Genomic DNA, 25,444 nt, shown 5'->3' with positions numbered 1-25,444 from the left:
TTGATTTTATGAAATAATTATTTATGCTGGACTACCCATTCATCAAGACTATAGCTCTCTTGTATACGGTTCTGGCTCGCCAAACACTGGAAAGCCCTCCTCATTCCAGGTAAACACTTGTGCATTTGCATGTCTGTTTGGATTATCCAATGGATCTCCAGCCTTGTTTTTTTCCGGACGGGCATGATAAATCAAGACATCTTCTGTATCATCTTCACTGCGGGTAAAAGAATTATGGCCTGGACCAAATTGACTATGTTTCTCTGACGAAACAAACACCGGTTCCGGCAGCTTATGCCAAGAATAGCCATCCAGTAAGTCCGCCGCCTCATCCGCCCACAGCAGACCCATTGCATAATTTTCATCCGTCGCACTACCCGAATACGCAATAAATACTTTGCCGTTTCTGCTAATAACAGCGGCTCCTTCATTGACGGAAAAGCCTATTTTTTCCCAATCATATTCCGGTATAGATAATAGTACCTGCTCTCCTTTAAGCGTCCAGGGATTTTCCATCTCTGAAATATATAGATTCGAATTCCCGGGAATCCGCGGGTCCTGCTGTGCCCAAACGTAGTAAAGACGCTCTCGATGAACAAAAGCTGTACCATCCAAACTAAAGCTGTCAAATTTTGTTTCCAGCTGCCCCTTCACAGTCCAGTCGGTATTCATCGGGTCCTCATGTTTATTCTCAATTACAAACATCCGATGGTGATGGGTTCGGTCTCTAATTTCAGCATCATCACTTGCCGCAAAGTAGATATACCAGCAGCCATTAAGAAAATGAATTTCCGGCGCCCAAATTAGCTGGCTCATTTTTCCTGTTGCCGGCGCCTGCCAGACAGCTAGCCGTTCACTACTTTCAAGACCCTCTAGTGTTTTAGAACGGCGAAGCTCTATTGACTGATACCCTGGCACTGAGCCTGTAAAATAATAGTAGCCGTCTGTATGCTTATAGACCCAAGGGTCCGCTCGTTCAATCACAATCGGATTTTTATACGTCGTTTTTACTGTCATAACAATCCCTCATACTTTTTTTATTTTAAATACATTCCATGAATACTTGCCGACTTCCACTGTCACAGTCTGTTCTTTATCAATCGAAACAGTCTGTTTTTTTGGCTGAATTTTATCTGGTGTTTCCCGCCGATTTTTGTCCAGCAGTTCTTCACTTTGCAGCTGGATGTGTTCCCCATTTTCTGCCAGTGAAAAATCATGATCGACGATTATTGTCTGCTTTTGGTCTGTCCGGTTAACGGCAAAAATGACCAGTTCTTTTTCATTCTCAACAACCACACTATCGACAAAGGGAACATTTTTAATTTTTTCACAATCATAGGTTGGACCTGTCGTGTTCTGAGATAGTACCCGTCCCTTGGCGTAATTTGATAAATGCGCCATGATATAGTAGGTTGGATTACACCAAGCTTTTCCTTCCCTATCAGTTAAAATTAACGGAATGGTGTTTACCAGCAGAGATTGACAGGCAATTTTTACCCGATCTGCGTGCCTCAAAATAGCAAGTCCTAAAGAACCAAACAACAAAGCATCTTCCATCGTGAAATAGCACCAGTCAATCGGACTGCCGATTTCAAAATCCTGATGCTGTTTTTCCGGCTGAGCATGAACATTCCATTCATCAAAAGCTAGGTACATCGTTTTTTCACTTCTTAAAAGACCCTTCACATAGTCACAAGCAGCAACTACCTCTTCTATTTGCCGGTCAAACCGATAGGATTTAGCCAAATAAGTGGGTGTATCATCCCGCTCATTCTTCGGCGGTTTTGTCAGATCATCCTCATCATATTTATCGATATAGTTATGCAGGGCAAGATAATCAACGTTTTCATACGCCTGCTCCAGAGCAATTCGATCCCATTCCGGATAGCTGGCAAGTCTTGGCGTTGAACTTCCCACAAGAATTGTTTCAATCGATTCATCTACCAGCTTCATTACCTTAGCCGCTTCATTGGCAATTCGCCCGTACTCGTAGGCACTTTTAGCCCCGATTTGCCAAGGACCGTCCAATTCATTTCCCAAACACCATAGCTTGATGTTAAACGGTGCTTCCTGACCGTTTTTTCTACGCATATCACTCCAGTAAGAATCCCTTGGATAGTTGCAGTATTCTACAATATTGCGGGCATCATCAATTCCTTTTGTACCTAGATTCACTGTAAAAATCGGCTCTGCCTCTGTGTGACTCAGCCAGTTAAAAAATTCATGCAGTCCAAAAGTGTTAGGCTCAATTCCCCGCCAAGCCAAGTCAATTTTTTTCGGGCGATTTGCTACAGGACCAATCGTATCCTGCCAATCATAACCAGAAGTAAAATTACCGCCTGGATAGCGGATAACTCCCAGATTCAGCTCTTTGATTAAGGCTAAAACATCCTGACGAAAGCCGTTTTCATCCGCTTGTGGATGCCCCGGCTCAAAAATCCCAGTATAGACAACACTGCCCATATGCTCCACAAAAGAACCAAAAAGCCGAGGACTGATTTCTCCTACTAAAAAGTCTTTACGTACCTTAATTATTGATTCGTTCATTTCATCACCTGACGTTTTCTAAATAGTATAAGCGCAATTACCTTCCAGAAGCCGCCGGCAAAAATAAAAATGAATGGCGGAAACAGAAAGACCAGCACTGTAAATGAAACGGTTAAGCCGCAGCATAATAAGTTTCTTAAGAAATATAGAATCAGCTCTAATGCACTCTGTTCAAACAGCTGGAAAACCGTTTGTTTTTCCAACCAGACACACTGATACATCCAGGAAAATAGAAACATTAAATAAACAATAGAAATAACATAGCCGCTGATAATTAATAGCTGACTACTTTCCGACATCAGGTTATTTACTATGGCAAAAATTCCGATTGTTAATCCACTTACTAATAAGTTCAGCGGAAGATACCTTTTGATTCCCTGAAAGAAGTAGCGAAGAATACTTCCTGTTGAGCTGCCTTCCCATTGTCTAATCACATACAATACCCCGACAGATGCAGGAATCACAGTTATTAGAGGCAGGGATAAAATTACCCATAACAGCCCTAACAGCAGGTAGTCGGAAATCATCATTAACTGTGAATAAATTCTGGTTTCTACCAGCTTCATTTTCCTTCACCTACTCTTTCATACCAGACATTGCTGTTCCTTGAACGAAGTATTTCTGTGCAAAAATGTAAATAATCAACAACGGCAGCATAGAAATGACTGTTCCTGCCATAACCGGTCCATAGAAGGAAATATTCTGACCTGTAAATAATGCTAACCCTGCAGGCAATGTCCGCATTTTAGAACTGCTGGTTAGAATCAGCGGATAAAGTAAGTCATTCCAGCTATTCATCAGTGTAAAGATTCCTAAGGACAGCAGCGTTGGTTTACTCAAAGGCAGCATGATTTTCCAGAAGATTTTAAACTCATTTAAGCCATCAATTCTAGCGGCTTCTTCCAGTGAATTTGGCAGCGTAATAAAGAAAGAACGCATCATGAAGATACCGAAAGCAGTCGTCATCCTTGGAATAATCAGTCCGGCATACGTATCCAGCAAGCCCATAAGATTAACTTCAATAAATAATGGAATCATAAATACTTGAAAAGGAATCATCATGGTCAGTAAAACAAAATAGAATAGTGCCGACTTGCCCTTAAAATTCATGCGGGCAAAAGCGTAGCCTGCCAACGAATCGAAAAACACGGAAGTAATAACCGTACCACCAGCAAAAATAACTGTATTTTTGATGTAGTCTAAAAGAGGAATGGTTGACCAGACCTTAATATAGTTATCCAGCGTATACTTATCCGCAAAAATTTTCGGAGGAAAGGAAATGATGTCCTTCTCATACTTAAACGAGGAAATAATCAGCCACAGAAACGGAAAAGCAATAATACACAGAACCAAAATCATTCCAATCGTACTAAGTATCTTTTTAGGTGTTGCTTTCTTCCGCTTTTTTACATTAGCGGGAACAAGGGTACTTTCTGTTGTCATTTTGGCTACCTCCTATTTCATTTGTTTTTCTTTACGGGACATATACAAGTTAGTGGAAATGGCGATTGCCGCAATAATCACGAACAGAACAGAGGAGAGCGCCGATGCATACCCCAGCTCATAAGGAGCGGTAAAGCCGCGGCTGTATATGTATTGAACAGCTGTTTCTGTCTTAAATTGCGGTCCGCCGGCAGTTGCAACATACACCTGATCGAAGACTTGCATAGAACCAATCAGATTGGTTAAGATACAAAAACCTAATGAAGGAACAATCTGCGGCAATGTAATGTTGAAAAATTGCTGTCTTTGAGTAGCTCCATCCATTTGTGCTGATTCATACAATGAAGGCGAAATTCCTTGGATTGCCGTCAACAGGATAGTCATTGTTACTCCGAAATTCTTCCAAACGGTCATAACTGCCACTGTGGGCATAGCTAAAGTAGGATCACGGAAAAATTGAGGAATCGGCAAGTTAAGCTGAGAAAACAGATAAGGAATTGCTCCGACATTTGGATCCAGCAGCATAGAGAAAATAATAGCAATTGATGTCAGCGAGCAAATTACAGGAATGTAGAAGGTGGAACGACAGAATTTATTGAACTTTGTATTCTTAGAAAGAACAACAGCAGCTAATAATCCGATAATAATTTGAGCGGGTGTTTCCAAAATCGTAAAATATAAAGTATGCAGCAGGGAATTAACCGCCCGCTCGTCACTAAAAATCCGCATAAAATTATCCAGACCCACTATATTTCTTGAAGTAAAGAAGATATTCAAGTCCGTAAAGCTGATAGCAAAGGTTCCCAGCAAAGGAACGACTGTGAACAGCAGCAGTACCAGAAAAGATGGTAGTAAAAATAGATAGGCTGCCCGTTTGGGCTGATTCCAATATCTGGCTAATGATTTCAACTAATACACCTCATTTTCATAAAAGATTTAAACACAGCTGGAACAGAGGGGAGCAGTCAAAAATTTAATCCGGTCTACTATTCTAATTTTCTTTTAAAATAGGCAAACACTATACCTGCCCGTTCCATCGACCATTTTTGATTGTGTTTCGTGCAGTAGTTTTCTGCCCGCACCTCTGTTCCGGCATTTATTTAAAATAGGGAACGATTCAGAACGACTAGCTTACTGGCTTAGTAAGTCATTGATTGCTTTGTCTGCATCATTCATTAGTTTTTCTGGATCTTCTCCAGCCAATAGCTTTTCAATCATCGGATTGATAATATCGTTATTGATTGCTGAAATTTTAGTAAATCCAGGTAGAAACGGCTCTGCGTAATCCATTTGCTTAGAAAGCTCAGAAACAATCTCATTGTTCTTCACTTCATCGTCTTCAGCTACAGAATTTAAGTATGCCGGGAAACCATTTTCGATACTCCATTTTTTACCAATTTCTGTTGTATTCCAATATTTCAGGAATTCATAGATTGCTTCTTTTTTCTTACTGTCCGTACTTGCTGGAATAGCATAGCCTACACCATCAAGAATAGCCGTTTGTTCACCACTCTCACTTGCTTGAGGCAATGTAGTCACACCGTAGTTGATTTCGTTTGCCTTTAGTCCGTTATTCAGCCATGGACCGTTAATTTCGATGGAAAGCTGCCCTGCATTCATCAAGTTATCCATCTCAGCACCAGAAATTGATTCCGGACCTGCCTTATCAACATGAATCATTTGCTGAATGGCCTTTAAGGTTTTTAAATTTTCTGGAGAAGCAAACTCAGATTTCGTATAGTCATCGTTAATCAGTTTGCCGCCGTTGGCAAGAATCCAATTGTAAAGAGGAGCCGTACCATCCTTGTTAAATACAAATCCTGAAACATTCTTACTGCTGTCTGTCAGCTTCGGTGCCATCTCAGTCAATTCAGTCCAGGTTTTCGGCGGTGTTTCAGTATCTAAGCCAGCCGCTTTAAATAAATCCTTGTTCCAATACATGTACATACCCTGAACCTGCATAGGAATGAAGTATTGCTTGTCTTCTACTTTTCCTAAATCTACAGCTGTTTCGGTAAAGTCCGCTTTATCTACCCCGTCATAATCCCAAAAATCATCCAAGGACTGAACAGCGCCATTTTCAACATACTGAGCAAAATCAGGATAATTTAATGCAATAAAATCAGGTGCTGTTTTTGAAGAAATAGCTGGCGGCAGCTTTTCGTTCAAGTTTGCCCAAGTCATAACATCCATCTCAATTTTGATATTTTTATCATTGGTTTTATTAAAGTCATCAACAATGTTTTGTAAAATTTCACCATCCGAAGCAGTAAAGCCATTCCAGAAGGTTAACGTTACACCATCCTCTGAGCCTCCATCAGAAGAAGAACCTCCACCGCATGCTGCCAGCACTCCTGCTGCTAAAACTGCCATTGATCCTAATAAAAACTTCTTGAATCTCATTTTGACATCCCCCTTAAATTTTGTTCTACTATTTTAATAAGCAACGAACCATATTCCACGACAACGGCTGCAACTGACAGTTGATTTCGGCTTCTTCCAGTGTGTAGCTATCTGACTGTACTGGTTTGATTTTTTCTACTCCTTTCGTATTGACTTCTTTGATTTTAAAGCCGCTTAACTGCGAAAATTCTATTACTTCCTTTATAGCTAAGCCATTGGTGCCTATCGCAAAATCCATAAGCTCCCGACTACGGTTAACAGCAAATACCACCAGCTCGTTGGCTTCTTCATTCAATACAGCAATTGATTCCAAATAGGGTACTGCTTCGAAATCCTTTGTTTGATAGCTTTCTGATTCAATCAAAGGCTTTAAAACAGTGCCTCGACCAAAGTTGGATACCTGCATAAAGGGATAGAAAATGGTTTGTCTCCATGCTTCGCCATCTTTTTCAGTCATAATCGGTGCAATCACATTTACCAGCTGAGCCAGGCAAGCAATCTTTACTCGATCACTGTGCTTCAGCAAGGTGATAAGCAAGCAGCCTAACAGCAAGGCATCTTCAAAATTGTAGTGGTCCTCCAATAATGGCGGTGCAACCTGCCACGGCTTAACCGTTTCATCGTGCTCATTGCTGTGATACCAGATATTCCATTCATCAAAGGATAAATTCAGCTGCTTCTTGCTGTGTTTCTTCGCCTTCACTGCATCACACATTGCCGTAACTCCTGTAATAAAAGCATCCATATCCAACGAACGAGCGAGATAATTGTCTAAATCATCCTCTTGATTACCATAATATTGATGGAGGGAAAGATAGTCGACATAATCATAGGTGTGTTCCAGCACCTCCAGCTCCCAATCACCAAAGGTAGGCATATGACTGTGTGAGCTGCCGCAAACGACCAGTTCAATTGAATCATCTACCAGCTTCATCGCTTTCGCTGTTTCCGCAGCCAGCCGTCCGTACTCTTCTGCTGTCTTATGACCGATTTGCCAAGGACCGTCCATCTCATTACCCAAGCACCAGGTTTTAATATTCAACGGATCTTTCAAGCCATTTTTCTTTCTCAGGTCACTCCAATAGCTGCCTTCTTTATAATTGCAGTATTCTACTAAATTTCTTGCAGCATCAATTCCCCGTGTTCCTAGATTCACCGCCATATTGATTTCTGTCTCAGCTTTTTTCGCCCATTCGTAAAACTCATGGAGTCCAACTTCGTTAGTCTCCGTCGTCCGCCACGCTAAATCCAGGCGCTTGGGCCGTTCCGCGACAGGCCCAATACCATCTTCCCAGTTATAACCAGATAAAAAATTCCCCCCAGGATAACGAACAAGAGGTACCTTCAATTCCTTTACCAAAGCAAGGACATCCTGACGGAAGCCCTGTTCATCCGCTGACGGATGATTCGGCTGGTAAATTCCCTCATACACTGCCCGTCCCATATGCTCAATAAACGAACCATAGAGTCTTGGATCCACTTCAGAAATCGAAAAATACTTATTAATCATCAATTTCGCCTTCAAAATCTAGCCTCCTTTAATATTTAACTAAATAATAAATCAATTTGAAAACGCTGTCAATAATAATATTGTTAAATTAAATATTTTATTTAATGATTAAATTAACATTTATATTAATAATCAAGCATATAGAATAATCTTGTTTCACATAATTAACATATATGCTAATATAGTTACTAAGAAAGAATAATCAACGTGAGGTGATTCCCATGCAGTTGGAAATCAATGAAGAAGCCCTGCCGGTTTATGAAGCTTTAGCAAGTAATGTGCGAATTAAAATCATTCAGTTGCTGTCAAAAAACAAGATGAGCGTGAAGGAGCTGGCAACTGCGCTTGGACTGAGCAGTGCAATTGTAACCATGCATATCAAAAAGCTGGAAGAAGCGAATATTATCAAAACAGAAAAAATAGGGCAAAAGAAAATATCCAGCCTTCGGGTAGATAAAATCGATATTAATTTTCCCGAAAAAATCTTTAATGCCTTTGATTTCAAAGAAACCTTTATCCCTGTCGGACATTATACGAATTATCTGGTCGAGCCCACCTGTGGTTTGGCTACGATTAATGAATTTATCGGCGATGTCGATGAACCGAAATACTTTATGGATACTAGAAGAATGGATGCACGAATCCTGTGGTTTACTCAAGGCTTTGTAGAGTACCAAACACCTAATTTTTTATCGGAGCAGGAGAAGTTGGAAATGCTGGAAATTTCAATGGAGATTTCTTCTGAATTTCCATTTTCCAATGACAATTGGCCGTCAGATATTACCTTTAGCTTAAACGGCATTGAATTAGGGACCTGGACAAGTCCCGGCGACTTCGCAGATATACGTGGAAAATATACACCAGAGTGGTACCCGGATAATTTGAATCAGTATGGTCTATTGAAAACGATTCGTATTACCAAGCATTTAACAAATATGGATGGTGTTCCTTTATCCGATATTACTATTGCAGATATTCCCAACCACGAAGATACCTGGCATCTAAGGGTCGAGGTAAAAGAAAATGCCAAAAACATCGGCGGCTGTACTCTATTCGGTCGGGGCTTCGGCAACTACGATCAGGATATTAAAATTAAAGTCTATTACAGCTAAGCAGCATAGAAAAAAAGCAGAGCTCTTTTGGCTTTGCTTCAAAAAATAAACCGCAAGATACGAAAATGGCTACCAACATTTTCAGTATTTTACGGTTTATTTCTGATTGAGTAGTTACCTCTGCATGTCTAATGATTTTCGAGACAAATCGTCAGGTTCCTACAGGCTTTTTTTGATTCTCGAAACAGATAAAAATCAACCCTGTTTAGTCCATTTTAAAACACAGAAAAGAGTCTGGGACATAAACAAAATCCCAGACTTTTGACATCCCTAAAACCGAATAAACGGTATTCCAAAAGCAGCTTTCTCGGAAATAAGCCGAATCATCTCAAAAATATGAGAAGCTATTTTCGAATTATTCTTCTTATTTCTCGGAGCTGAACACTTTTGTCACAACCTTTTTTTCAATTAAAGAGAATGTTTTTCTATCTACTTATTTTTACAGATTTTCGTTCAACAACTTGAGGAGTATACAGGATACTCTCCCCAATCATTTTTTTCTCAATCGCTGTAACCATCCAGCTTGCTGCATCTTTTCCCAGCTGTTCTTTTGGATGAGTAATCGTTGTCAGTGCTACTTCTCCTGCCGTGCTTAAGTAAGAGTCGTCTTGTCCAATCACAGAAAAATCCTCCGGCACCCGCTTACCGGCAGCCGCCAGCTGCTGTACCAGTTGATTGGCAATCTCATCATTATAGCAGACCACCCCTTGTATAGCGGTGTCCTTTTCTAAACAAGCGACTACACGTTCAACCACAGCTGCCTTTTCTCCAGTAGCATAGGTGAAAATATTACTGGATTTAAAGGTGAGGTTCTCCTCTTCAAAAGCTTCGATAAACCCTTTCATCCGAAGCTTCCCTTGTAAATCATCAATTTTTACAATCAGAGCCAGTTCTTTCAGTCCCTGTTCAAGCAGGTAGGAAGTCGCTAAAAAGCCCGCTTTCACGTCATCCAGACTGATGAAAGGCAAATCAATTTCTTCATAACAGGAATTAATCATCACCACAGGTATCCCCCTTTCTTTAAAAGAAAGGTAGTAGGATAAATTCGGGTTGTACTGATTACTCTTAGTCGGTTCAACGATAAGCCCATCAACCTGCTGAGCCAGCATATTTTCCAAACACTTACGTTCTTGTTCTGGATCATTACTGGTACTGGCCAGTAGGAGTGAATATCCCCTCGTACGAAGCTCTTCTTCAATACCACGAATAATCGAAGGAAAAATATAATCAGATAGGTAGGTGGTAATCACTCCAATTGTTTTCGTCCGTTTTACTGATTCTCCTACTTCCTTGTAACGGTCATCCACATAGGTGCCAGAACCTTTTTCTTTACGAAGAAATCCCTCATTAACTAATAAAGCAATCGCCTGTCTAATAGTATGTCTGCTCACCTGACAGATTTCCTGCAGCTTAAGCTCCGGCGGAATCACAGAACCGTCAGGATACTCGCCGCTTAATATTTTAGCACGTAGTTCGTCAGCAATCTGCTGATATTTAGATACCATATTTTTCCTCCACATAAAATTTGTACGGTCATTTTTTATAATAGGTCTTTTTCATAGAGGAAGCAAGTCAATAATGCAGATTTTCAGTTACCTAGTTTCATTTCCTTTACTCTTTGCTCTAAAAGAAATTACCCCTTCACTAAAACAAAATAACTAATCTTAAATTTCAACTAACAACTCAAAAAAATGATAAGGACAGAACTGCTACTTCGCAGTATTTACGGATGTGTTGTAGGTAAATTTCTGATAATGATTTCTCACTATAGAGTACTCAAACGGAATCCCTGTTTCAGTGAACACAACTTCTTCTGTTACTGTTACAGGTTCATGTATTTCAAGGCCTAATTCCTTTTGATCTTCTTGATTTGACGGCATAGAAAAAATTGAAACATAAGAGTTTGTTAATAAAATCCCTAGTTCCTTAACTGCAAAATCATAAATAGAGTCCTTGATCATCTCCTTTGTCAAACGGGGAAACAGTTGGATAGGAATATAATCTGTCTCGATGGATACTGGGCTATTATCGATGTATCTAACTCGCTTAAAATGATACGTAAAATCACTTTCATTCAAAAGCAAAGCTTTTCGCACCTCTTCAGGCGGTAAAATCACTTCAAATAATAAGATAGTTGACCGAATCTCTCTCCCTTGTTCTGAAAAAGACTTAGTTAACCCAATCGGTCCTTTACGCTGATGGCTGTAATCTTCATAATTCTTTTTAAAAAGTAAATTTACAAATGTTCCAGAGCGTGCTTTTCGTAAGAGTAAGCCTTCTTCTACTAATGAATCAATTGCTTTTTTCATTGTGCTTCTGCTTACTTCAAATTCTTCACTTAAAACCCTTTCATTTGGGAGTTTTCCTGTTGCATACTGATCATTTAGAATATTTCTTTTTAACTGGTCAGCTATTTTTTCATATAAACTGAGAGAATCCATTTCGCCCTCCTTAACTGCAACTTTACTGTTTATTCTATTATAGCTAAGTATTTTTCTTTTTTCAATCAAATTGGTACGTTCCAAAAAATAATTTGGTTGACTCCAGAAAAAACATATGGTTTAATATTTTTGAAAGTGCTTTCTAAAAAAACAAAAGGAGAACTACTATGAAAAAGTTAACAGCTGTATTGGAAAAATATCTACTGCCTTTTGCTGATGTTTTTAGTAAAAACCGCTATTTAGTCGCAATTAAAGATGCCTTTTTGATTTCCCTGCCTTTTACTGTTTTCAGCTCTATTTTTACCGCAATTGCTAATATCCCATTTTTGCCAAATCTATTTGGTGAAGAAAATATTACACAATTCCAGACTTTTGTGTCCCCTACTTTTTCTTTAACAATGGGTGTTATATCTTTTATTGTTGCTGCAGGGATAGGCCATAGTCTATCCAATCATTATAAAATAAACGGAATTTACGGTGCTTTGGTGGGATTGCTGTCTTTCATCATGATCACACCTACTACCACTGTTACAGAATCCGGAGAACTAGTAGTAAGCGTCCTCCCTTTATCAGAAATTGGGGCAGTAGGCATGTTTTCCGCCATTATTATGTCAATTATTGCTACGGAAATTTATCGTTACGCTATTCAGCATAACTGGACTATCAAAATGCCCAGTAGCGTACCAAAACTTGTCTCAGATTCATTTTTTTCTTTTGTGCCAATAGCTGTCGCTTTAATCGCTGCCTTTACAGTAAGAAGTTTATTTGAACTCACTCCTTTTGAGACAGTCAATAATCTGATTTATCAGCTGCTACAAAAACCATTAACCTCTCTAGGTACCTCACTACCGGCAACCATCATTGTTGGGGTATTAGTAAATCTCTTTTGGTTTTTTGGTCTTCATGGACATGTTATTGTTGGAAGTGTGATGGTACCAATCTGGAATACCCAATCCTTTGACAATCTGACAGCTTTTCAAGCTGGAAAAGAACTTCCTCATATAGTAACTGGACAATTTACAGATTTCTTTGTACTGAACGGCGGCTATTTATCCATACCAGTACTCATTTCATTGTTGTTTTTCTTTAAAAAAAGATCCGATTGGAATGACCTCGGAAAGATTTCATTAGCTCCAGGAATTTTCGGTGTCTACGAACCGTTAATCTTCGGGCTACCAGTCATGCTGAACCCAATATTATTCATTCCGTTAGTAGCAACACCGATTATTACGACCGTTACTTCTTATTTTGCAATGAGTGTCGGGTTAGTTCCCCTCACCACTGGAGTAGCACTACCTTATACCATGCCCTTAATTATTAGTGGTGCTATTGTGACAAACTCTATCCGCGGTGCACTTTTACAACTTTTATTACTGGTTGTTCTAACATTTATGTGGTATATCTTCTTGAAAGTATTAGATGGACAAACTAGATTAAAAAAGGAGCAAATTAATGACTAAAGAAAAAATACTTGGAGCTCTTTATGGCGCTGCTGTCGGCGATGCCTTAGGTGCCCCAACAGAACTACGAAATACACGGCAAATTATTGAACACTTTGGGGGCTATGTAAAAGAATATCAAGAAGCTCCCAATGATACTTTTGCTAGGGAATATCCTGCTGGAACTATCACAGATGACTTTAGTATGTCCTATTACCTTATGCAGGCAATCCTTCAGCATCAAGGAATGTTCAATGAAAAAATCGCAAAAGAAGCCATCATTGCTTGGGGGAACGACGGATATTATTTTGATAAGTTTGCCGGGCCAACAACTAGAACAGCCATTGAAAAGATGCGATTAGATTTGCCAACAGATGTTGATCCATTTGGGCTAATTAACTATAGCGGGCTTGCTACAAATGGCGGAGCCATGAAAACCATTCCTCTGGCCGTTCTAGCCAAAGGAAATAAAAAAAGAGCTCTTGAGTACACCATCGCAATGTGTCAATCTACCCACTTTAACAGCAATGCTATCTCTGCCGCCGCTGCTATCTGCTGTGGTGCAACGGAGGCATTGACTAACGAAGCGACTCTCAAAACAATCATTGAAGCAGCATTATGGGGGGCACTAGAAGGGCGTAAATATGGAGAAGAACAACAGCACATCTCGGTTGGACCAGATATTGAATATAAAATTAGAAAAGCTGTTTACATAGGTAGACAGTCCAAGGATTTTGCTGACTTATTACAAAATACTGCGGATAAAGTCGGGACTAACTTTTGGGTTCAAGAATCTATACCTGCTGTTTTCAGTTTACTAGCTGGGACAAAAGGCCAAACCATGTCTGGAATTTATGCAGCTGTAAATGTTGGAGGAGATACTGATACCATCGCATCAATGTTGGGAGGTATCACAGGCGGATTAAACGGTATAGACTCTATCCCAAAAAGATATATTAGAAAAATGGAGCAAGCAAATCCCAAACTCTCCATCCAAAAAGTTATTCATGATTTTACTGCCCTCTGTTTATAATCGTTGCTCAATGTAAAATAAGTGTTTATCCCAACCTTACAACTCGCTCAAGAGAACCCAGATAAATAGTAGAGCATTAGCAGCACATAACTGGACTTAACTGCAGCAAGTATCCACAGAAGCAATCCCTTCGAAAATAAGCTGAGCTTAACACAAACTAAAAACATATTTTTTGTTAAGCTCAGCTTATGGCTCGGGACTATACATTTTCGTTCCAGTCCATATTAAATTACCCATGACAGATTTATTAAATACAAGGAGAAAATATGAATTCAACTGCTCAAAAGAAAACCATTCTTCATTTACCAAAAGTCGAACTTCATTGTCATTTAGACGGCTCAGTTTCAATAGATACCTTGAAGAAGCTGGCTAAAAAAGAGGGTCTGCCAACAGCAAACCTTGAAAAAGCTGCTGCGCCTAAAAAGTGTCTGAACTTAAAAGAATATTTAGAAAGCTTTGATATAATCCTCCCCTTGCTTCAAACAAAAGAGAGCCTGTTCACTGCCGCATATGATGTTATTAGACAGGCTGCTGCAGAAAATATCTGCTATCTTGAAATTCGCTTCGCCCCTTTACTTCATCAACAAAAAGGCTTATCCCTTAAAGAAATCATAACCGCTGTATACTCGGGAATAAATCAAGCAAAACAGGACTTTGCTGTCCACGTTAGTCTATTAATTACTGCCTTACGCCATCATACAGAAGAAGAACACAAGCAGCTAATAGATACTCTTGTTGAACTAAATCAATGCCCCATTGCTGGATTTGATTTCGCTGGTGATGAAGAGCAGCTGACGACCGTCAAGCTTAAATTATCCGCTGAACATGCCCAATCCTCCGGTTTGAATCTAACCATTCATTCTGGGGAATGCGGTTGTGCTCAAAATGTAATTGAGGCAGTTCACTTAGGTGCTTTACGTATCGGTCATGGGGTGGCAATCAAAGACAACCTTATTGCTCAACAGCTATGCCGAACCTCTGGTGTACTTTTAGAACTTTGCCCTTCGAGCAACCTACAAACAAATGCAGTGAAAAACTGGGCGGAATACCCCCTTCGTCATTTTTTAAAAGAAGATATTGCGTGCTGCATCAATACAGATAACCGTACAATATCTCAAACAACATTAACCAGAGAATATCAGCTTTTATTTGAACATTGCAAGTTAACCTATCTCGAAATGGAACAGCTGAATCTCCATGCCGTTAACCATGCTTTTACCGATGAGCAGACAAAAAGTGCCTTGCGAAAAAAGATAATATCAGCTTATGCAACAGTTACCAAATAAGAGAAAATATGATAAGGACGAAAAAGTCTCTATCTCAACATTAAAATATGATTCAGCAACATACCAGACCTAATCATCTCTTCGCCTATTATTACAAAAAGTGAGTAGAACAAACACCCATGGTGGGTTACCGCCACCAAACAGAATGAAAATAATCGACCTACACGCTATTTCCTGTCATACTAAAGAGAACAGGAGTAGCTTGTAGGTCGATTACTGATTGAGGTTCTTCTCCAAGTTGACCTTGAGGGACAAACTAGACCATTCTACTTATTTGTACCAATCATTCGGTCATAGAACCTGCGTATAATAAATAAAATCCCGAACGTTTAGTATGTCGAAACTCGAATAAACGGTGAGACAATAACACATATGGGCACTTAACTGCGACGAGTAACCGCAGGAGCACTCGCAAAGCACTTAACTGCGACGAGTAATCGCAGGAGCAACTTCTTCAGCAATAAGCCGAATTTGAACAAAAATTGGGAAAGCACCAGGTAGGAATCAGTCAACATCGAATGGTTTACTTCGTGTTTCCTGTCATTTTCGTAAATTCCTTCTCATTGCTTTGAATCACTGTGATTACTTACTATGTAAGTAGAGCTGCTGAAAAGTACCTACTTGGTGTTTGACGTTAACCGTTCTAGCGCAAACTCTATAGTTACCGTTACGAATAAACTCTTGATACATATACATTCTGATATTGATTGGTTCTCAATAGGTCTGGCTAAACCGGCTGTCTAGCAAATGCAAAAAAAGTTCGTCTATTTATTAAAAATCTTCGGACCTTTGCGCATGTTTTTAAGATCATTTTTAGGATTAGCCATTTTCTTAGAGCGGCCGCCTGCCTGTTTCTTTTTAATTAGCTCTAACATTTTTTCTTTTGAATTCATTTTCTACACCGCCTTTAACAGTATCATTATACACTCAAAACCGCATTGAAAGATACAATTAATTTTCTGAAACTGTAAGAAAAACGTTTGATCGGCTAGATTGGGAAATAGCTGGGCTATCTATCATTCTATCAACCCTAAAGGACAGTCGAACTTTACAGGCACTCATTTCAGCTAATTTCAATACGCTTTTTAAAAGAAATTTTTTATCCCTCAACAGAGGTTTGTTGAGGAAATTCTCCTCCTTCATTATAAAGGATACGGCCAATTCTTTAAGCAGCCCACTTCACATAAGCTTCATTGGAAATAGCATCACCTTCTACTTCTTCAATAACATTTAACTTTTTCAACACCTTATCATATTCTATCGTTCCATAGGTTAATTCATTTGGACCAAACAAATATACCACTTTTTCATCATCTTCATACTCTTTTGTCATTAACATATAGATTGCCATTACCCTTTTATCGCTCCATTCAAAATGCTTTATATGCTAGGATTAAACAGACTTGTCAATTCAAAGCCAGTGTTCATTTCAGAATAAATAGAACAAACAACAAACCGCTCTTTCCCTGCAAATTCCACTAGCTTATATCGGCCAAAGGCAGCTGGAATATGATGATGCCCATGAATCACGCCAATGATATTATACTGCTCAAACAGCTGTTCAATTGCCGGCTCTGAGCAAGTATAGTCCTTATTATACGACTTGCTTCTAGGAAAAAGCCTGCTTAGCTCGTTAAATAAAGGGGCATGGGAAACAATCACTGTCGGTATACTCTGATCCTTAGCAAGCAGCGGCTTTAAAGCCTTCAAAATAAAGCGCTGCAGCTCCTTTTTACGCCTAACCAGTGCTACCGGAATCGTCAATCCTATGTAGCGAATTCCGCCATGAACCACACTATCATTATTTAACACCTTCATTTTAGGGAACCTTTTTTCAAGCTCACCTTTCACAGCTTCATAATAATCATGATCTCCTGTCGGCAGCAGCGGCCATGCGTCATCAGGATTTTCCCGAATTAATTTAAACCATTCATAGTTAAGGAAAGGACGCCACTTCTCCCACTCTTCAGCCTTTGTATCAGGATTCTCTGGTAAAACAGCGACCAATTCATGATTTCCTATAACATAGACTCCACTGATTTTCTCGTTGGTCACTTTAGAATTCTGAACATCGCCAGCTAGTATATTAAAATGTTGATTACTGAAAGGAAATTTACCATCCAGTATATGAATATCCGAAACAACATTCACCAAGTTGGTGCTCTCTGTTGGCAGGACATTTTCAAAATACTGTTTTAGCTCTTGCGGATCAACGCTATGTGCAACGTAATTTTTTCGAACCTCAGACAGTTCGCTGCCAAATTCTGAGCGCAAAAGCGGCCGATTATTCGTAAGCATGGGCTGAGTGGTATTGATGATTGAATGATTAATCGTTTGTTTAATTTCCTGAGGAAGCAGCTCCAAAGCCGGCGTAATATCTGATTCAAAGGTGAGCTGTTTATACATCTCTTTATCCTCTAAGGAGGTATCCGGAGTCATCGATTCTAACAGCTGCAGATTTTTTCCATCGGTTGTGATTGGCAAAGACTGAGTAAGCTGAACAACAAAATTAAGATATTCAGAGACATAGCCTGCTATACCTGTTTTGGCATTTTCACTAAATAAAAACTTCCCAGCCAGATTTGCGGATAGAGGTCCCGTCTCATCATGTTGCAGCATCCGACCTAAAATTTGAATTTCAAGCAGCGGATTTTGCAGAATGGCATTGTACGCCCGCTGTACCTCGATAGAATCCTTCGCCACTCGCTTTTCTGTGACTTGAAAAATACTCAGCACTAAATACTGTTCAATATTTGTTTTATGCAGCTCCAGATAATGGCGTACCTCCTCCGGATGAAGCAGGTACTGAATCGCTGCACGTTGAATATAGCTTCGGGCCGTATCATAAGGAATGGCAGAATAGACAATATCTCCTCTAGATGAAACACTCATTGACTGTTCTCTCACATTATACGTCAATTGAAAGTAGTCATTTCTAAACAAGGTCTTGTTCACCGGCCGCCGTGTATTTTCCGGATAAAGCGCCAAACGAGCCCCCAGCTCCGGCGGCAACACAGCCTTTGATGCCAAAGGCATATCAGAAGGCTGCTTTTGTACAGCTAGCGAATCATTACTTTTATCTGATTTCACCAAATCACCTCACCTCTGTAAAATAATTACTGTTTCTCTTATTGTTCACTTCATCTGTGATTAATTATCAGGTTTATTATATCATGCCTAAAATAAAATCATTCCACAAAAAAACGCTTCACAATATGAATAGGAAACGTTTGTGCTGCTTATAGGTAAATGTAGACCAGTAGACTTTTACATGTCCAGCCTATAGGCATGCTCCTGCAATCCAGAAGATCAATCCTATAGGCAAAAAAATTGTCACTCATCTGCCGAAGCTTTATCCGGCTGTAGCTGCTGTAAACAATACTCCATCACGAAAATCAATAGCAGCGCCAGTAGACTGCCAATGATTGCACCGGACAAACGCATCGGGATCAGTCCTAGCGGTGTAAAATTCGTACCGATTGTCATTAACAGCAGAACCTGTGGATTGGTGAAGAAGTTCGCTACCATGTAATTGACAGGCATAAAGAACTCAGTCAAAATATTCAAAGCAACCAGTATCAGTGCTTTGAACACCAGCGGCAGCCCTAAGGAGACTAAGAAAAAACCCAACATAATCCCAACAACACCGCCCACTACCCGGCCAACCGTTCGATCTTTAATTTTGTTCATATGCTCACCCGCCAACACAGCTGCAGCTGAAATCAATATCCAATAACCGTTGCTTTCTCTCAACAAATAGGCAATGTAAGCCGCAATAAACAGAATCATTGAATAGTGCAGAGCCTTCAACAGCGTATTAGGGTGTTCATACATCGTCAGATAATATTTATCCATCATAGACAAGCGCTGAAAATGATCTTTAGGAATTCGATACGGCAGCTTTTCCAGCAATGAAATCAAACAACCAGACAACAAAGAACCGCCGATTCCATATAATAAATAGGTACTATGATGAAAAATCTCACCAAAAGAAGCCGCCTGAAAATTAAAACCCGTCGCATAAAGCATAATGACAAAAAAATAATCCGGTTTTGGAATGCGGAAGACCTTCGAAGTAATAAACGCAGCAAAAGACAAGGTGCTAATAATAAAAGGGGCACTCCAAGGAAACATAGCAGTGCCTGCACCTAATATAAATGCAGCCAGTAGAGCCAGACCATGAATAGAAATAGCCTTCATGTTATACGCAAATGAACGATGCTGAAACGCCAAATAAGAAAAAGCTCCCATCGTTCCCACTGAACTTATCCGCAAATCCTTCGTCAGGATACCTATCGCTAAAGGAACTGCCATCGCCAAACCAGAGCCCAGCGGACGCAAGATATTATTTTTATCCTTCATACATATCCTCCTTTTCTATTTATGTACTACAAGAACTATCTTTACTTTTATTAATAAAAAATGAGTGTTAATGACTATTGAAGCTCATTTTCCGATAAAATCAGCTTTTTTATTTAATTAAGCAGCAAATAAAAAGCGCAATGACTATCATAACACCCTTAATAATTATACGGAGAAAAACTTGGATTTACAAATGTGTTTGACCATTATATGGAATAGCTATTATCACTTCAAACAGAGGAACATCCATGATGTAAAAAATACCTTTCAAAATACGAAAGGCAGAAATTCGATGATTACTTAGACTACTAATAAAAACAATATTGCTGTACAACCAAAGATATTCGAGTAAATTTATTCAAGATTTTTAACAAGAGAATTTATAATTTCGCTCCCTCGATTTTTGATAACAGATTGTGTGTTCGAGTAATCACTACCTTTTGCTTCAATTTCTCTTTTAATCGATTGAAGATTTTTCTTTGATGGATAAAAATGCAAATCAATAAAACTTTGCTTAACCTCAAAAGCATCATCATCTACATATTGATACATAAATTGTTCTTTCTTACCTCTATTAGTAATTTGATCTAGAAACATCAAATTCCCTAAAGTTCCACCAGAAATCACTGCTCGATTTGGAGTTTTAGCTATTAGTTTGCGAGAAATTACATGTTCAAGATCATATTTTGAGCTAGTATATGCATTGCTATCAAAAGAAGCATTTACAGTGTAAAGCATTTTAGCAATTGGTTCGAAATTGATTGAACGTTTTTGTAATTGTTCATCATACCATTTCATTAAAGCATTATTAAGATTTTCTGATAGAATTTCATTCAAATACTTGTTATTATGATCAATAGCAATTTGATCCAGCTTAGTATCTCCTGAACCGGACCAATTACTTTCTACAATATCATAAAGATACCATTTCAATAAGTTCTTTTTAACACACTCATACTCCTTACTAGAACCTTTTCTTGATTGTAATGTTAAACGTTCTTTATTTAATTCATATCTGATATTCCAAAGTGCAGCGAAATATGACAAAATTTGAAAATTTGTTCCCAAAGCATATTTGAAATTTGATAAGTTGCCTGGTGTATGTAGATATTGTTGAAACAACATATTTATGTCTTTATAAATGACTAGTGCTGCTTCTAAAATTTCTTCGATTAAATCTGATTTACTAAACAAAGCTCTATTTTCTTCTGCAATAATTGTGCTCAACTCTTTATTTTTAACACCAAATATAATGGCCATTGAGGAATAGCCAATTTCGTTTGCAGTATCGCTCCCACTACCCTCCCAAAAAACAGGCGTTTTTTCGAGAATCATTTGTCCAAATGCAAAACAAAGCTCTGCAATATTTATTTCAGACTTTTCTCGCATTGTATCTGGTTCAAAATTTTCGATTTCAATTCCACGCTCATTTTCAAGCATCTCATACCAGTTAATTGTCTTCTCTAGAAGTCTTTTGTTATATTTTTCATCTGATAGTTTCACATCATACTTATACCATTGGGCAGCAAATACTTGATATTTGGATAATTTCTTACCTCCACGATTTAGATTCTCAAAAACTATAGCTAATTCTGTGTCTGAACCAGTAAAAACAATCGTAGGAATATCAATCCGTCTAATATCTAAATAATTTGTAATTGATTTAGTAAGATCATCTTTAATTTGAATTATTTCTCTTAGATGATCAGAAATTTGTGGGAAACTACTCAATAATTCTTCTTCAAGCAGATTAAACAAATCAAGTGATTGTGTATACTTATCTAAATCGTTGATATACTTTTTGAAGACTCTCTCAATTACTGCTTTACAGTTTGCCGTAGTTGTAGCCGGTGTATTCTCAGTTACAAACAGATTTAAAGTACGCTCAATAAACTCATTTATAGGAATATATTCTTGAGGATTATCCCTATAATCTCTAATAGTAGTAAAACGCTGTAATCCATCAATTAACGAAATTTTATCTTCATTTGGATACTGGTAAACTAAAATTGCACCGAACGGGTAGCCGTTATGTAGTGTTTCAATAAAATTTTTCTTTTCTGTTTTTGACCAAACCAGTTTGCGCTGAAATGAAGGCAATACTACTGTCCTATCTAACTCATTAAAGCCATATTTTTCAATTTTATATTTTGAGCCGATTGCGTCCATAAAAATCCTCCTTTTACATTCATTCACTTTTATTAGATCATAAAATAATCAATAATACCAGATAGATTTGAAATATGTACTTTAGAAATTACAATTTTTATAAAGTGTTTATTATTTAAAAATTTGCAACTTCGTATGAATACATTGAGAATTTAATAAAACGCATAAAAAAGACACCCTCCAAAATATGGAAAGTGTCTCGAAAGTCTTGATAATACAAGTCTTAACGTTTTGAGAACTGTGAAGCTTTACGGGCTTTCTTAAGACCTGGTTTTTTACGTTCAACCATACGGGCATCACGTGTAAGCAAACCAGCGCGTTTTAATGCAGAACGGAAATCAGGATCTACTTCCAGCAATGCACGAGCGATTCCGTGACGGATAGCTCCTGATTGTCCAGCGTAGCCTCCACCGTTTACGTTTACCATTACATCGTAAGCGCCTTTTGTTTCAGTCACGCCGAAAGGCTGATTGATAACTTCACGCAAGTCAGCGTGTGGAATATATTCTTCAACATCTTTTTTGTTTACAGTAATTTTACCAGTTCCTGGTACTAAACGTACGCGGGCAACTGCATTTTTACGACGGCCAGTGCCGATATATTGTACTTGAGCCAATGAATTTCCCTCCTTAAATTAGGTTAGTAATGTCTAATACTTCTGGTTGTTGTGCAGCATGTGGATGCTCTGCTTCACCATATACGTTCAATTTAGTAAATTGTTTGCGGCCTAAAGTATTTTTAGGAAGCATACCCTTTACAGAATTTTCGATTAGACGGCGAGAATTTTTCTCACGCAATTCACCAGCAGTAACAGATTTCAAACCACCTGGGTATTGGCTGTGACGGTAGTAAATCTTGTCAGTAGCTTTTTTACCAGTTAATTTCACTTTGTCAGCATTGATTACAATTACAAAATCTCCAGTATCCACATGTGGTGTGAATGTTGGTTTATTTTTTCCACGTAGTATAGATGCTACAACTGTTGAAAGGCGTCCCAAAGGAACATCAGTTGCATCTACTACGTACCATTTACGTTCTACTTCGCCAGCTTTGGCCATATATGTTGTACGCACAGTTCTTTCCTCCAATTTTCGTTTCGATGTTTGACATACACTTGAGTTTCCGGGGCTCATCGTGGGGCAAACAATACCATTTAACATAATACCCCGTATCCCTTGTAAAGTCAATGAATTTCTGATTATTTTTTCGATTACAACGGCTTTTTTTCACCATTTTCTGCAAATGTATTTCAGTTTACTTTCCTGCGCTCTTTTCCCTTTATCTTTTGAAAAATAAAAAGAAAAGAACAACAGAGCCATTCATTCTTTTCTCTTTTTTATTTTACTGTAGCCTAAATGCCATCAGCTTTCGTGCATCCTGTAGAATTTTTTCGTTATCTACATCGAAGAGCAGCCATTTGCCGCCGTTCATATACTCATAGGTTTCGTAGGCTTCTTGAATCTGTTCATCGCTTTTCTCAATTAAGGCTTCAATCTCAGCCTGATACTCTTTATTGGCAATAATCAATATCCGAAACGTTCCCTTTTTGGGATAAATGGTACATATGCTTTTTCCTCTTTTTTTAAATTTCAGGTTCCAGCCGGGGATCGAGCAACGGCTGTGCTCCAGCTTTGGTTTGATTTTGAGCTCTTCCGTCAGCTCATGTAACAGCTGTTCCCATTCTTTTGTGTGGATAAACGCAGTTACGTCCTCAAGCTCTGGTTTTGTTTCTCTATTAAATGTCTCATTCCAGTCCATGTTATCCCTCCTTCATCTATTGTCGATTTTTCTTCCAGTCTTCAATCGTCAGTCCTTTGATGACGTCTGTTACTGCCTTTCCTTTGGCTAGACGAGCGTTGGGAATGCGCCCTTCTTCCTTCATGCCGATTTTATCCATCACTCGACCTGAATTTGGATTTTCTTCATCGTGTTTGGCAAATATCCGTATCAGCTGCAGCTTTTCAAAGCCCAGCTCCAACAAAGCTTCACAGGCCTCTGGCACCAGACCATATCCCCAATATTTTCTACTTAAGCTATAGCCGATTTCGGCAATTTTATTTGCTGGTTCAACGCGTAAATCAATCGCCCCAATCAGCTTTTTATTTTCCTTTAGTTCAATACCATACTTTCCTAACGGGTTACTCATAAAATAATCAGCAATCGCCGCTTCTGTATCTTCCACTCGTTGATGAAGTGGAAAAACATATACAACTGTTTCTTCATCAGAGGCATATTCAAACATATCAGAAGCGTCGGCTAAAGTTACTGGGCGCAGAACTAGCCGCTCTGTCTCCAAACGTTGATTTTCAGCTAATATCAAATTATAATTCACCATTACTTCCATCTACATCACCTGCTTTTTATACTACTTTAACGAAGGATCGCTGAAAGTTCAACAGCGTTTTACAGAATTTTTTAATTTAAGTCAGGTTTAAGCTTCAATCATTATCGTTGAATCATCCCAAAGAATGAAGAGGTCTGCATCGTATGAGCATTCGTTCCCGAAAATTCACCCTGACAGTTTTATTATTGATAGGCTTCGCGGCTATTTTCTATTTCGATTTATTTCTGGCAATCATTGGCAACGGTACTGAAAATGCAGAGACAAATACATCAGCTGCTCAATTGACTTTAACCGCTGCAGAGAGTGAAGTCTCTGAGGTTAACCTAGATAGCCAGACCCTAACTGTTGTGCAGGTTGGAGAAGAAGATATAGTTTTATACAGTCAGCCGGATACCGGTAGTGATGTGATTACGACGGTGACACATGGTGAATATCTTGAGTATATTGATGAGATTAATAGCTGGTACCACGTGGTTGTCAACGATCAGTACGAGGGATATATTTCAAGTCTTTATAGTGAAAAAGCAGTAATTGATGTTGCAGCTCCCGCTACTTCACTAAAGAATACAACTGTCGTTTTAGATCCGGGACATGGCGGACAGGATACTGGAGCTATTAGCAACAACGGCTCTTTCTATGAAAAAGATATTACCTTAGCTACTGCGAAAATTATCAAAAACACGCTGGAAGCTGCTGGCTGTACCGTATTATTAACCAGAAATACAGATGCTACTATAGATTTGGAAGATATATGCAGTATCAGTATGCAGAATCAGGCAGATTTCTTTATCAGTCTTCACTATGATTCCACTGAATATATGAACGAAGCCTCTGGCACCACTACATACTATTATTATGAGAAATACGAAGCACTAGCTGAAGCAGTCAATGATTCTTTAAAATATATGCTGCCCTTGGACAACCGCGGCGTTGAAGTCGGCAACTTCCATGTCCTGAGGGAAAACACCCGTCCTGCACTTTTGTTAGAGCTTGGGTATATGAACAATGATTATGACTTAGCCGCTTTCACTACTGAAAATTATCAGCAGCAAGTAGCTGAGGGGATCTTAGATGGAATGAAAGAATATCTTGCTCAAGAAAATGAGGAGACTGGTAGATAATTACCATAAGAAAATAAAAATAAACAGCTAATTACTTCAAAAAATTGGAGTGATTAGCTGTTTTTTTGAAATAACTATTTTTTAGAGAGGAGAAAATAGCCAATAGCCCATTTATAGCTTTCAACGATTAATAACATAACTAGACTCAGAAAAAATTATATCGTTACAAAGGAAACAGAAGTTGCTATACTTAACAGTAAAGTGTTGTTTTGTTGGTATATAAAAAAATATTTA

Annotated in this window: 23 protein-coding genes; 5 read left to right on the top strand and 18 right to left on the bottom strand. The window is 38.7% G+C overall.

The genetic code is table 11. The features are described 5' to 3' along the window. Positions 1 to 48: 48 nt before the first annotated feature. The 7 genes from ACYSNQ_RS12070 to arfA form a co-directional block, all read right to left on the bottom strand. The gene (locus tag ACYSNQ_RS12070) at positions 49 to 1,017 is read right to left on the bottom strand and encodes a glycoside hydrolase family 43 protein (protein WP_426083677.1); all 969 of its coding nucleotides are present in this window, start codon (positions 1,015 to 1,017) and stop codon (positions 49 to 51) included. Between the two features lie 9 nt (positions 1,018 to 1,026). Next, entirely contained in the window at positions 1,027 to 2,547 is a 1,521-nt protein-coding gene (locus ACYSNQ_RS12065; RefSeq protein WP_426083675.1) for an alpha-N-arabinofuranosidase, read from the bottom strand. After that, entirely contained in the window at positions 2,544 to 3,113 is a 570-nt protein-coding gene (locus ACYSNQ_RS12060; protein ID WP_426083673.1) for a DUF624 domain-containing protein, read from the bottom strand. The genes ACYSNQ_RS12065 and ACYSNQ_RS12060 overlap by 4 nt, the downstream gene beginning before the upstream one ends. Before the next feature lie 10 nt (positions 3,114 to 3,123). Further along, entirely contained in the window at positions 3,124 to 3,990 is an 867-nt protein-coding gene (locus tag ACYSNQ_RS12055) for a carbohydrate ABC transporter permease (RefSeq protein WP_426083671.1), read from the bottom strand. A gap of 12 nt (positions 3,991 to 4,002) precedes the next feature. Then, complete coding sequence (locus ACYSNQ_RS12050; protein ID WP_426083669.1) at positions 4,003 to 4,899, bottom strand: carbohydrate ABC transporter permease; 897 nt, start codon at positions 4,897 to 4,899, stop codon at positions 4,003 to 4,005. Between the two features lie 222 nt (positions 4,900 to 5,121). Beyond that, positions 5,122 to 6,393, bottom strand: coding sequence for an ABC transporter substrate-binding protein (locus ACYSNQ_RS12045; RefSeq protein ID WP_426083667.1), 1,272 nt, complete (start codon positions 6,391 to 6,393; stop codon positions 5,122 to 5,124). Between the two features lie 28 nt (positions 6,394 to 6,421). Further along, positions 6,422 to 7,903, bottom strand: a complete 1,482-nt coding sequence (gene arfA / locus ACYSNQ_RS12040) for an arabinosylfuranosidase ArfA (RefSeq protein WP_426083693.1) — start codon at positions 7,901 to 7,903, stop codon at positions 6,422 to 6,424. A 221-nt stretch (positions 7,904 to 8,124) separates the two neighbouring features. On the opposite strand from arfA, the gene ACYSNQ_RS12035 reads away from it, so the two are divergent. Further along, complete coding sequence (locus tag ACYSNQ_RS12035) at positions 8,125 to 9,015, top strand: ArsR/SmtB family transcription factor (RefSeq protein ID WP_426083665.1); 891 nt, start codon at positions 8,125 to 8,127, stop codon at positions 9,013 to 9,015. Between the two features lie 425 nt (positions 9,016 to 9,440). On the opposite strand, the gene ACYSNQ_RS12030 is transcribed toward ACYSNQ_RS12035, so the two are convergent. Both ACYSNQ_RS12030 and ACYSNQ_RS12025 read right to left on the bottom strand, forming a co-directional pair. Beyond that, entirely contained in the window at positions 9,441 to 10,520 is a 1,080-nt protein-coding gene (locus tag ACYSNQ_RS12030) for a GntR family transcriptional regulator (protein WP_426083663.1), read from the bottom strand. A gap of 204 nt (positions 10,521 to 10,724) precedes the next feature. Continuing rightward, positions 10,725 to 11,456: a GntR family transcriptional regulator gene (locus ACYSNQ_RS12025; RefSeq protein WP_426083661.1), complete on the bottom strand. Its 732-nt coding sequence runs from the start codon at positions 11,454 to 11,456 to the stop codon at positions 10,725 to 10,727. 167 nt (positions 11,457 to 11,623) lie between these two features. Between ACYSNQ_RS12025 and ACYSNQ_RS12020 the strand changes: the two genes are divergently transcribed. The 3 genes from ACYSNQ_RS12020 (at position 11,624) to add (ending at position 15,214) form a co-directional block, all read left to right on the top strand. Beyond that, the gene (locus ACYSNQ_RS12020) at positions 11,624 to 12,916 is read left to right on the top strand and encodes a PTS sugar transporter subunit IIC (RefSeq protein WP_426083659.1); all 1,293 of its coding nucleotides are present in this window, start codon (positions 11,624 to 11,626) and stop codon (positions 12,914 to 12,916) included. Next, positions 12,909 to 13,928, top strand: a complete 1,020-nt coding sequence (locus tag ACYSNQ_RS12015; protein WP_426083657.1) for an ADP-ribosylglycohydrolase family protein — start codon at positions 12,909 to 12,911, stop codon at positions 13,926 to 13,928. The genes ACYSNQ_RS12020 and ACYSNQ_RS12015 overlap by 8 nt, the downstream gene beginning before the upstream one ends. A 266-nt stretch (positions 13,929 to 14,194) precedes the next feature. After that, the gene (add, locus tag ACYSNQ_RS12010; RefSeq protein ID WP_426083655.1) at positions 14,195 to 15,214 is read left to right on the top strand and encodes an adenosine deaminase; all 1,020 of its coding nucleotides are present in this window, start codon (positions 14,195 to 14,197) and stop codon (positions 15,212 to 15,214) included. Between the two features lie 764 nt (positions 15,215 to 15,978). Here the strand turns inward: add and ACYSNQ_RS12005 are convergent. The 9 genes from ACYSNQ_RS12005 to ACYSNQ_RS11965 form a co-directional block, all read right to left on the bottom strand. Then, positions 15,979 to 16,107: a hypothetical protein gene (locus ACYSNQ_RS12005; protein ID WP_426083653.1), complete on the bottom strand. Its 129-nt coding sequence runs from the start codon at positions 16,105 to 16,107 to the stop codon at positions 15,979 to 15,981. 272 nt (positions 16,108 to 16,379) lie between these two features. Next, positions 16,380 to 16,565, bottom strand: coding sequence for a hypothetical protein (locus ACYSNQ_RS12000; protein ID WP_426083652.1), 186 nt, complete (start codon positions 16,563 to 16,565; stop codon positions 16,380 to 16,382). A gap of 29 nt (positions 16,566 to 16,594) precedes the next feature. After that, positions 16,595 to 18,304, bottom strand: a complete 1,710-nt coding sequence (locus tag ACYSNQ_RS11995) for a metallophosphoesterase family protein (RefSeq protein WP_426083650.1) — start codon at positions 18,302 to 18,304, stop codon at positions 16,595 to 16,597. Positions 18,305 to 18,547: 243 nt separating this feature from the next. Then, a complete protein-coding gene (locus ACYSNQ_RS11990; protein WP_426083648.1) occupies positions 18,548 to 19,576 on the bottom strand; it encodes an FUSC family protein in 1,029 nt (342 codons plus the stop codon). 354 nt (positions 19,577 to 19,930) lie between these two features. Then, positions 19,931 to 21,745 (bottom strand): DUF262 domain-containing protein, encoded by a 1,815-nt coding sequence (locus ACYSNQ_RS11985; RefSeq protein WP_426083646.1) that lies wholly within the window; start codon positions 21,743 to 21,745, stop codon positions 19,931 to 19,933. A gap of 223 nt (positions 21,746 to 21,968) precedes the next feature. Then, positions 21,969 to 22,361, bottom strand: a complete 393-nt coding sequence (rpsI, locus tag ACYSNQ_RS11980; RefSeq protein WP_426083644.1) for a 30S ribosomal protein S9 — start codon at positions 22,359 to 22,361, stop codon at positions 21,969 to 21,971. A gap of 13 nt (positions 22,362 to 22,374) precedes the next feature. Continuing rightward, positions 22,375 to 22,803: a 50S ribosomal protein L13 gene (rplM, locus tag ACYSNQ_RS11975; protein ID WP_426083691.1), complete on the bottom strand. Its 429-nt coding sequence runs from the start codon at positions 22,801 to 22,803 to the stop codon at positions 22,375 to 22,377. A gap of 283 nt (positions 22,804 to 23,086) precedes the next feature. Then, positions 23,087 to 23,503: a DUF3788 domain-containing protein gene (locus tag ACYSNQ_RS11970; protein WP_426083642.1), complete on the bottom strand. Its 417-nt coding sequence runs from the start codon at positions 23,501 to 23,503 to the stop codon at positions 23,087 to 23,089. Between the two features lie 16 nt (positions 23,504 to 23,519). Further along, entirely contained in the window at positions 23,520 to 24,089 is a 570-nt protein-coding gene (locus ACYSNQ_RS11965) for a GNAT family N-acetyltransferase (protein WP_426083640.1), read from the bottom strand. A gap of 143 nt (positions 24,090 to 24,232) precedes the next feature. Here ACYSNQ_RS11965 and ACYSNQ_RS11960 point away from each other — a divergent pair, with 143 nt between their 5' ends. Next, positions 24,233 to 25,210: an N-acetylmuramoyl-L-alanine amidase gene (locus tag ACYSNQ_RS11960; protein ID WP_426083638.1), complete on the top strand. Its 978-nt coding sequence runs from the start codon at positions 24,233 to 24,235 to the stop codon at positions 25,208 to 25,210. Positions 25,211 to 25,444: the final 234 nt, after the last annotated feature.

Source organism: Enterococcus sp. LJL51, from assembly GCF_054871795.1.
This window is presented reverse-complemented; position numbering and strand designations above follow the sequence as displayed.

Excerpts from the sequence above, each read along its gene's own strand:
- ACYSNQ_RS11990 (WP_426083648.1), bottom strand. The coding sequence starts at position 19,576 with ATGAAGGATAAAAATAATATCTTGCGTCCGCTGGGCTCTGGTTTGGCG.
- ACYSNQ_RS12065 (WP_426083675.1), bottom strand. The coding sequence starts at position 2,547 with ATGAACGAATCAATAATTAAGGTACGTAAAGACTTTTTAGTAGGAGAA.
- ACYSNQ_RS12070 (WP_426083677.1), bottom strand. The coding sequence starts at position 1,017 with ATGACAGTAAAAACGACGTATAAAAATCCGATTGTGATTGAACGAGCG.
- ACYSNQ_RS12030 (WP_426083663.1), bottom strand. The coding sequence starts at position 10,520 with ATGGTATCTAAATATCAGCAGATTGCTGACGAACTACGTGCTAAAATA.
- ACYSNQ_RS12035 (WP_426083665.1), top strand. The coding sequence starts at position 8,125 with ATGCAGTTGGAAATCAATGAAGAAGCCCTGCCGGTTTATGAAGCTTTA.
- rplM (WP_426083691.1), bottom strand. The coding sequence starts at position 22,803 with ATGGCCAAAGCTGGCGAAGTAGAACGTAAATGGTACGTAGTAGATGCA.
- ACYSNQ_RS12060 (WP_426083673.1), bottom strand. The coding sequence starts at position 3,113 with ATGAAGCTGGTAGAAACCAGAATTTATTCACAGTTAATGATGATTTCC.
- ACYSNQ_RS12055 (WP_426083671.1), bottom strand. The coding sequence starts at position 3,990 with ATGACAACAGAAAGTACCCTTGTTCCCGCTAATGTAAAAAAGCGGAAG.
- ACYSNQ_RS12020 (WP_426083659.1), top strand. The coding sequence starts at position 11,624 with ATGAAAAAGTTAACAGCTGTATTGGAAAAATATCTACTGCCTTTTGCT.
- arfA (WP_426083693.1), bottom strand. The coding sequence starts at position 7,903 with ATGATTAATAAGTATTTTTCGATTTCTGAAGTGGATCCAAGACTCTAT.
- ACYSNQ_RS12015 (WP_426083657.1), top strand. The coding sequence starts at position 12,909 with ATGACTAAAGAAAAAATACTTGGAGCTCTTTATGGCGCTGCTGTCGGC.
- ACYSNQ_RS11970 (WP_426083642.1), bottom strand. The coding sequence starts at position 23,503 with ATGGACTGGAATGAGACATTTAATAGAGAAACAAAACCAGAGCTTGAG.
- ACYSNQ_RS11960 (WP_426083638.1), top strand. The coding sequence starts at position 24,233 with ATGAGCATTCGTTCCCGAAAATTCACCCTGACAGTTTTATTATTGATA.
- add (WP_426083655.1), top strand. The coding sequence starts at position 14,195 with ATGAATTCAACTGCTCAAAAGAAAACCATTCTTCATTTACCAAAAGTC.
- ACYSNQ_RS11985 (WP_426083646.1), bottom strand. The coding sequence starts at position 21,745 with ATGGACGCAATCGGCTCAAAATATAAAATTGAAAAATATGGCTTTAAT.
- ACYSNQ_RS12045 (WP_426083667.1), bottom strand. The coding sequence starts at position 6,393 with ATGAGATTCAAGAAGTTTTTATTAGGATCAATGGCAGTTTTAGCAGCA.
- ACYSNQ_RS12000 (WP_426083652.1), bottom strand. The coding sequence starts at position 16,565 with ATGGCAATCTATATGTTAATGACAAAAGAGTATGAAGATGATGAAAAA.
- ACYSNQ_RS12025 (WP_426083661.1), bottom strand. The coding sequence starts at position 11,456 with ATGGATTCTCTCAGTTTATATGAAAAAATAGCTGACCAGTTAAAAAGA.
- ACYSNQ_RS12005 (WP_426083653.1), bottom strand. The coding sequence starts at position 16,107 with ATGAATTCAAAAGAAAAAATGTTAGAGCTAATTAAAAAGAAACAGGCA.
- ACYSNQ_RS11965 (WP_426083640.1), bottom strand. The coding sequence starts at position 24,089 with ATGGAAGTAATGGTGAATTATAATTTGATATTAGCTGAAAATCAACGT.